The sequence below is a fragment of the Halorientalis sp. genome, assembly GCF_028275115.1.
GTDB lineage: Archaea > Halobacteriota > Halobacteria > Halobacteriales > Haloarculaceae > Halorientalis.
In genome coordinates this window covers 1-7,001 of sequence record NZ_JAQCNH010000148.1, presented here as the reverse complement: position 1 = coordinate 7,001, position 7,001 = coordinate 1, and the positions used below count along the sequence as shown (strand labels likewise).

The 7,001-nt window shown below is 66.4% G+C and carries 7 protein-coding genes; 5 read left to right on the top strand and 2 right to left on the bottom strand.

Going from position 1 to position 7,001, the window contains the following annotated elements:
* The 4 genes from Q0964_RS17815 to Q0964_RS17800 form a co-directional block, all read left to right on the top strand.
* Window positions 1-349 (top strand): glycine cleavage T C-terminal barrel domain-containing protein (locus Q0964_RS17815; protein WP_299270505.1); only part of this gene is annotated, 349 nt, incomplete at its 5' end.
* A gap of 218 nt (window positions 350-567) precedes the next feature.
* Complete coding sequence (locus Q0964_RS17810; protein WP_299270503.1) at window positions 568-1,233, top strand: helix-turn-helix domain-containing protein; 666 nt, start codon at window positions 568-570, stop codon at window positions 1,231-1,233.
* A 203-nt stretch (window positions 1,234-1,436) separates the two neighbouring features.
* A complete protein-coding gene (locus tag Q0964_RS17805; protein WP_299270500.1) occupies window positions 1,437-2,606 on the top strand; it encodes a thiolase C-terminal domain-containing protein in 1,170 nt (389 codons plus the stop codon).
* A complete protein-coding gene (locus Q0964_RS17800) occupies window positions 2,603-3,031 on the top strand; it encodes a Zn-ribbon domain-containing OB-fold protein (protein WP_299270497.1) in 429 nt (142 codons plus the stop codon). The genes Q0964_RS17805 and Q0964_RS17800 overlap by 4 nt, the downstream gene beginning before the upstream one ends.
* Window positions 3,032-3,091: 60 nt before the next feature.
* Here Q0964_RS17800 and Q0964_RS17795 read toward each other — a convergent pair whose 3' ends face one another.
* Together Q0964_RS17795 and Q0964_RS17790 are read right to left on the bottom strand one after the other, a co-directional pair.
* A complete protein-coding gene (locus tag Q0964_RS17795) occupies window positions 3,092-4,672 on the bottom strand; it encodes a long-chain-fatty-acid--CoA ligase (protein WP_299270494.1) in 1,581 nt (526 codons plus the stop codon).
* 75 nt (window positions 4,673-4,747) lie between these two features.
* A complete protein-coding gene (locus Q0964_RS17790) occupies window positions 4,748-5,812 on the bottom strand; it encodes an aldo/keto reductase (RefSeq protein ID WP_299270491.1) in 1,065 nt (354 codons plus the stop codon).
* 226 nt (window positions 5,813-6,038) lie between these two features.
* On the opposite strand from Q0964_RS17790, the gene Q0964_RS17785 reads away from it, so the two are divergent.
* The gene (locus Q0964_RS17785; RefSeq protein ID WP_299270489.1) at window positions 6,039-6,977 is read left to right on the top strand and encodes an acyltransferase; all 939 of its coding nucleotides are present in this window, start codon (window positions 6,039-6,041) and stop codon (window positions 6,975-6,977) included.
* Window positions 6,978-7,001: the final 24 nt, after the last annotated feature.

The window sequence follows — 7,001 nt, the reverse complement described above, 5'->3', positions numbered from 1 at the left end:
CCCGATCCTGGAGTGGGCCTCGGAGTTCTGGCTCATCGCGGATCCGGAGACGGGCGACGAATGCGGGTATCTGACGTCGGCAGGGTGGAATCCGGAGCTCGAGGCCAACATCGGTCTCGGATTCGTGCCGGCAGCGAAGCTACAGGCCGCGACCGACGTTCCGCTCGACGACTCGATATACGAGATGGACCTCGACGTGGAGTTTGATGTCCACCTCCCGGACGAGTACGCTGCAGTGCCCGGCGAACCCGTCTATGCGACGCTAGCGAAGGTTCCGTTCAAGAAGTCGGTCAACCCCAGTGCTCGCGAACAGGCTATGATTCACGCCAGGGACGAGATGGACGAGTGAGAGTCGTTGCTCCGGCGTCGAGTCGTGCGGAACACGGCGAAGTACGGCTCCGAGACGCGACCCGACCTCAGGGGTTGGATCAACCGACTCCATTAAGCCACTACACGGCCACCAGTACAACCCCGGTCGCACGTATTGCAGCATTAATTTCTACCAACCGACTCATACAACGCTCAACTGCATGGTCCTGGACAGTAAGACGGTGGCCCGACAGCTCAATGACCGATATTAAAGCGGTCGTCCGAGCAGAACACCCTGACATAGTGCTCACGGGGACGGCAACCCATGACCGGAGTTCGAGTATCACGTCGGTGTCAGAGGCGGGCACCGATCCAACGTCGGGCAAGTTCTTCTATCGTATCGAATCAGCTGATTTCGACCAGTTCGAAGATGGACTCCGGAATGACCGTACCGTCGGTGCATTCGAACGCGTCATTGAGACCAGAGACGAGGAAGCGATCTACAGCGTCGAGTACACGGACGAAGCGAAACTCCTCTCACCAGTCGTCTCGGCGGCGAGCGGTGTCATCCTCGATATGAAGAACGACGGCACTGCGTGGGTCCTGACGATATGGGTCCCCGAGCGAACGGATCTGGTCCACCTCTGGGACTACGCCCAACAGAACGACATCGAGATCGAGCTACTGCGCGTGAACGACTACGCGAGTCTGGGGAACACGGACGCAGGGTTGACCGATAGCCAACGAAACGCCCTCCTCGTCGCTTGCGACACGGGCTACTTCGAAGAGCCACGGGGCGCAACGCTCGGCGAGGTTGCCGCTGACCTGGATATCTCGCAACCTGCAGCTAGTGGGCTCCTTCGACGTGGCATCAAGCGACTCATCATCTCGTCGCTGATAGACGAGGACGAGAGGCCGGAGTGATTGACGACTCCTCGCTGCAGGAGCGACGATACCACCCTGAGGCCACGACTCGTACCTCTGTGCCATCCACCCACTCCTTCCGGAGTGGGCGTCTACTTGTTACAGGCCAGGAGTGTATGAAATCCGATGGATTCATATAAAGAGGTTATACGATTAAGCGACAGAACGATGCGGTTACGGCCCGTATGTTAACAGGTATTACCATGCCAGAGCCAGTTATCGCTTCGGTCGGTGCCTCGCCGCTCGGCCGCACGGACCTTCCGGGACGTGACCTGTTTTCGGTCGCCCTCGCGGAGGCGTTCGACGGCCTGCCCGACCCTGCCGACCTCGTCGAGGCGGTGTACGTCGGCAACCAGTCGGAGAGCTACGAACACCAGATCATGCACGGGACGCTGTTGGCCGAGTGGGCCGGGCTTCGGTATGTCCCCGCCGAGCGGGTCGAGGGCTGTGCCGCCGCCGGCGCGCTCGCGTTGCGCCACGCGGTCAAGGACGTCCGCAACGGCGAGCACGAAGCCGTGCTCGCGTGTGGCGTCGAGAAGATGACATCCGCGGGCACCAGCGGTGCGACGGACGCGCTGTCGGCGGCGTTCGACCGCGCCATCGAGCAACGCTCCGGTGTCACCGCGCCCAGCCAGTACGCACTGCTCGCCCAGCGGTACCTCCACGAGACGGACGCCACGGAACGCGACCTCGCCGAGATCGCAGTGAAGAACCACGCCAACGCCGCTCGCAACCCCCGAGCGCAGTTCCCCGAAGAGATCGACGTAGCGACGGTCCTAGAGTCCGACCCCGTCGCCCCGCCGCTGAAGCTATTCGACTGCGCGCCGGTCGGGGATGGCGCCGCAGCCGTCCTCGTGACGACCGCCGAGCTGGCGGCCGATCTCGACCGCCCGCAGGTTCGCGTCGCGGGCAGCGGGGCCTCCGCGAACAACATCGCGGTCGCCGAGCGTGACATGACTGACATCGCGGGTGCGCGTATCGCCGCTGAGACAGCCTACGAGGAGGCGAATATCGACGCCACGGCCGTCGACATCGCGGAGGTGCACGACGCCTTCACTGTCTGTGAGGCACTGCTCGCAGAGGCCGTCGGTTTCGCCCCTCCAGGAACGGGCTATCAGAGCCACCGGGCGCCAGCAGAGCGGGCTGATGGCTGGACGGACGTGCAGTTGAGTCCGAGCGGCGGACTGAAGGCCCGCGGCCACCCCATCGGCGCGACCGGAATCCTGCAGGCGCTCGAAGCCTACGAACAGCTTACGGGGGCCGCGGGTGACCGCGCGGTCGAGGGGGCCGAGACGGCCCTGTTGCTCAACGAAGGCGGTGTCGCGGACGCCGTTACCGTCGGCCACGTGCTCACGACGGCGGAGGCACGATGACGGACAACCTCGATGCGACCGACCCGCGGACGCTGCCGGGCTTCTTCGATGCCCTCGCGGACGGCACACTCCTGGGCGGGGTCTGTACGGACTGTGAACAGGTGCTGCTCCCGCCGCGGCCGGCCTGCTATGCCTGCGGCAGTCGCGCCGTCGACGTCGAACCGCAGGCGCGTGAGGGCCAGGTCTTCTCGTACACGGCGGTCCACACGCCGCCGCCGGGGTTCGCGGCGGACGCGCCCTACACGATCGCCGTCGTGGAACTCGCGGACGGTGGCCGGCTGCTTGGGCGTGTGGCCGCCGACTATGCCGATGTCGCCATCGGCGACTCGGTCGAACTCACGGTACGCGAGCTGACGGCCGCAGAGCGGGAGGTCGCACTCGACTACGAGGTTGACTGGCCGGTCCACGTCTTCGAGCCACGGTGAGGGTCAGGCCGGCGGGGATGACCTGTCAGTCGAGGCTGACGACGATAGTCCCGGCCGGGGTCACGCGACGGGGTCGCCGTGTGACTCCCGAAGTTCGACCTTGCGGATTTTCCCCGTTGATGTCTCGGGGAGGTCATCGACGATTCCGACGGCGGTCGGGCATTTGAAGTGCGCGAGGTTGTCGCGGGCGAACTCGATGACCTCCTCCTCGGTGAGGTCGGTCCCGCCGGCGGGCACGACGATTGCTTTGGGCGTCTCGCCCCACTTCTCGTGGGGGACGCCGATCACGGCGACACGCTCGATGTCGGGGTGGTCGTAGAGGGTGTTCTCGACCTCGACGCTGGAGATGTTCTCGCCGCCGCTGATGATGACGTCCTTCTTGCGGTCCTTGATGCTGATCATCTCCCGCTCGTCGATGGTCGCGAAGTCACCGGTGTGGAACCACCCCTCGACGCGGTCGTTGAACGCCTCGCGGGTCTGTTCGGGCTTGTTCCAGTACTCCTCCATGATCTGGTTGCCCCGGACGACGATCTCGCCCATCGTCTCGTCGTCGCGGGGGACGTCTTCGCCACCCTCGTCGACGACGCGCAGTTCCGTCCCGAGCATGGCGCTTCCCTGGCGGGTCTTGACGGCGAAGCGGCCCTCGCTCGCGATCCGGCGGGGCGAGTTGCTCGTCGTGATGAGCGGGCCCGTCTCCGTGAGGCCATAGACATGCAGGATGTCCCAGCCGAGCTCGTCCTCGACGGTCCGGATCGTCGCCTCGGGCGGCGGGCTGGCGGCGGTAGCGATCCTGACCGGCTTCTCACCCGTGGCGGCGACGCCGGTGTTCTGGTAGTGGTCGATGAGGCTGTCGAGCACCGTCGGCGCGCCACAGAGGTAGGTCACGTCGTGGTCGTGGATACGGTCGAAGGCGCCAGCGGCGTCGAAGTGGCGCTGACAGACGTGCTTCCCGCCGACGCCCGTGATGACGTAGGGGTAGCCCCAGCCGTTGACGTGGAACATCGGGAGCGTCCACAGGTAGGCGTCGTCGTCGCTGATCTCGGTGTGGTGGGTGGCGATCAGCGCGTGGTAGTGTTCGGTGCGGTGGGTCCGAACAACGCCCTTGGGGTCGCCGGTCGTCCCGCTGGTGTAGTTGATCGTCGCGGGGTCATCCTCCGAGATGTCCGGGCGTTCGACCCCGTCCGGGTCGGCGTTGGCCAGGAGCGACTCGTAGTCACGCCAGTCGCCGTCGACGCGCTCGGCCGGGTTCGCAACGAACGTCTCGGCGGGGACGGCGTCGCGGACCGCCTCGACCTTGCCCGCGTACTCGTGGTCGGCGACGACCGCTGCCGCCCCGCAGTCGTTAAGGATGTATTGGTAGTCGCTCTCGACGAGGCGGTAGTTACACGGGACCGAGATGGCCCCGAGGACGTTGACCGCGAACAGCGTCTCCAAGAACCAGTGTGTGTTCGGCGAAAGCAGCGCCACCCGGTCGCCCTTCTCGATGCCGAGGCCCGCGAGCGCTGCCGCCGTGCGTTCGACCCGCTCGCCGAACTCGGCATAGGTGTACTCGGTGCCGTCGTGGGCGATCACGCCGACGGCGTCGCCGTAGATATCGACTCCCCTGTCGAGGAAGTCGAGCGTCGTCATCTCCTGATGCATGGTGTCAAGACGCGACTGTGGGGGGTAAAGTTCTTTCTCAGCGGTGGATTCGAGAACGGCTGTTTCAGTGGTCTATCAATCTCCGGCCGCGCTCGACAGCACGCCCGCGTCCCGCAGGTCCTCGCCACCCACGCTCGTCCGGAGGTCCTCGGCGGCCATCCCGTCGTCCCGGGAGACACCGAAGTTCTCGGCGTACAGCTCCTCCACACGCCGGAACTCCTCCTCATCCAGCGCGGGCGTGTCGGGCGCGGCGGCCCACTCGTCGATGTCGTCGTCGGTGCGGAACGTCGGCGTGACACAGGCCATCTCGTCGAAGGAGAGCAGCCACTGGATGGTGGCCTGGCCCAGTGTCCGGGCGCCGTCCCGCTCCAGGAACCGGACGTTCTCGACCTTCTCCCAGCCGGCCTCGTACCACGCCGTCGGGCGGTGGCCGCGGTGGTCGCCGGCCTCCAGCTCCGTCTCGGGGGTGACCTGCTCGTTCAGCAGCCCGGAGGAGTGGGGGACCCGGGCCATCACGCTCGTACTGGCGTTCTCCGCGCGGATGGTGTCGATGAAGTGCCGGCCGGGCGTCTGCTCGAACATGTTGAACACGGTCTGGACCACGTCGAACTCGTGGGCGACGGCGGCGTCGCCCTCCGCGAGCCAGCCAATGGAGGGCCCGAGCGCCCAGCCCACGGCCTCGACGCGGCCGCGCTCGCGCTGCTCGTCGAGCCAGTCGAGCACCTCCGCGTCCACCTCGTCGGCGTTGGCGTTGTGGAGCTGGAGGAGTTCGACGTGGTCGACGCCGAGCCGGTCGAGTGACTTCTCGAACGCCTCGTCCAGGTAGTCCGCGTCGAGTTCCTTCGGCAGCTCGCCGTGGCCGGCCTGCGGGTTGTTGTAGAAGTCGTAGCCGACCTTCGTCCCGACGACGGCCTCGTCGCGGTGCTCGGCCAGCGCCCGGCCAAGCAGCCGCTCGGAGTCGCCGTGGCCGTACACGTCGCTGGTGTCGAAGTAGGTGATACCCCGGTCCAGGGCGTGCTGGACCATCTCGACGGCCTGGTCCTCCGTGCGGTCGCCCCACCAGTCCGTGCCGACGACCCACGCGCCGAAGCCGACCTCGCTGACCTCGACGCCGGAGTCGCCGAGTTCTCGGTGTTGCATACCCCAGACTCGGGTTCGCGCGCACTTAGCAGATGCGGTCGTTCCGAGCGCATGGGACCACCGGTCGAACACCCGCGGACGGCGACCCGCTGGTGACCGTCCGTACCCACGACGACAGCGGCCGCAGCGGGGCCCGACGAGGCGGTCGTGCGGAAACCGCACCACAACGCCGGTTACACCGACGTAACGGCAACCACTAATGCCTCGGGTCGACTACATACCGGATATGACCAAACGTCACGTCCGCCTGCCGGTGGAGGCCGAGGAGGGCCTGCAGGCGTTTCTGGAGGACGTGGATCTGCGGCTCTCGGACCCAGAGGATGACACCTGCCAGGTGGTGACGGAGACGCTCGTCGACCTGTTCGGGGATAGAGAGGCGTACGACCGCTGGCAGGCCGGCGAGGAGGTCTCCCCGGCCGAGCGGGTCCGCCTCCAGGGGTACGACCCCTGCAACGCCACGCTCGAGTCGGAGTACTACGCCGAGAAGGACGAGGACGTCTTCGAGGAGTCGAAGTACCTGCAGTGGCTCTGGCGCCAGTTCGACGCCACCCCGATGGCCGACAACGTGGAGTTCGCGCTCCGGTTCCGCCGGATGCTCGCCGACCACCTGTTCGCCGACTGCGGAGAGGACTGCCGCTTCTTCAAAGGCATCTCGATGACCTACGGCCACAACATCGAGGTGGGGGACAACGTCGTCGTCCACGACGACGTCCACCTCGACGACCGCGGGCAGCTCACCATCGGCGACCGCGTCTCCGTCAGCGACGGCGTCCACATCTACAGCCACGACCACGACATCGCCGACCAGACCGAGGTGACCAACTACCACACCGTCATCGAGGACGACGTGCGGCTCACCTACGACGCGGTCGTCCAGGCTGGCTGCAAGGTCGGCGAGAACGCCGTCGCGGGGTCGCGCGCGGTCGTTCAGGACGACATCCCCGCCCACCACATCGCGGTCGGTGCGCCCGCGAGGAGCGTGAAGATGAAGCCGGACTGGGAGTCCGTCGCAGCGCCGCTGGACGAGGACCACGAGCGCGGCAAGGCCGACCGGGAGATCCCCTACGAACTGCCGGACGACCTGGAGCAGTTCGACGAGTTCCAGCGGGACCGCCAGCCGCCCGAGGGCCCCGACGCCACCGTCGACGCCGTGGACGACGACTAACAGGAGCTTTTTTGCGCTGCGGGT

Bases quoted from the DNA above. Each gene is read 5' to 3' on its own strand.
- Q0964_RS17810 (WP_299270503.1), top strand. From the start codon at position 568: ATGACCGATATTAAAGCGGTCGTCCGAGCAGAACACCCTGACATAGTG.
- Q0964_RS17805 (WP_299270500.1), top strand. From the start codon at position 1,437: ATGCCAGAGCCAGTTATCGCTTCGGTCGGTGCCTCGCCGCTCGGCCGC.
- Q0964_RS17800 (WP_299270497.1), top strand. From the start codon at position 2,603: ATGACGGACAACCTCGATGCGACCGACCCGCGGACGCTGCCGGGCTTC.
- Q0964_RS17795 (WP_299270494.1), bottom strand. From the start codon at position 4,672: ATGCATCAGGAGATGACGACGCTCGACTTCCTCGACAGGGGAGTCGAT.
- Q0964_RS17790 (WP_299270491.1), bottom strand. From the start codon at position 5,812: ATGCAACACCGAGAACTCGGCGACTCCGGCGTCGAGGTCAGCGAGGTC.
- Q0964_RS17785 (WP_299270489.1), top strand. From the start codon at position 6,039: ATGACCAAACGTCACGTCCGCCTGCCGGTGGAGGCCGAGGAGGGCCTG.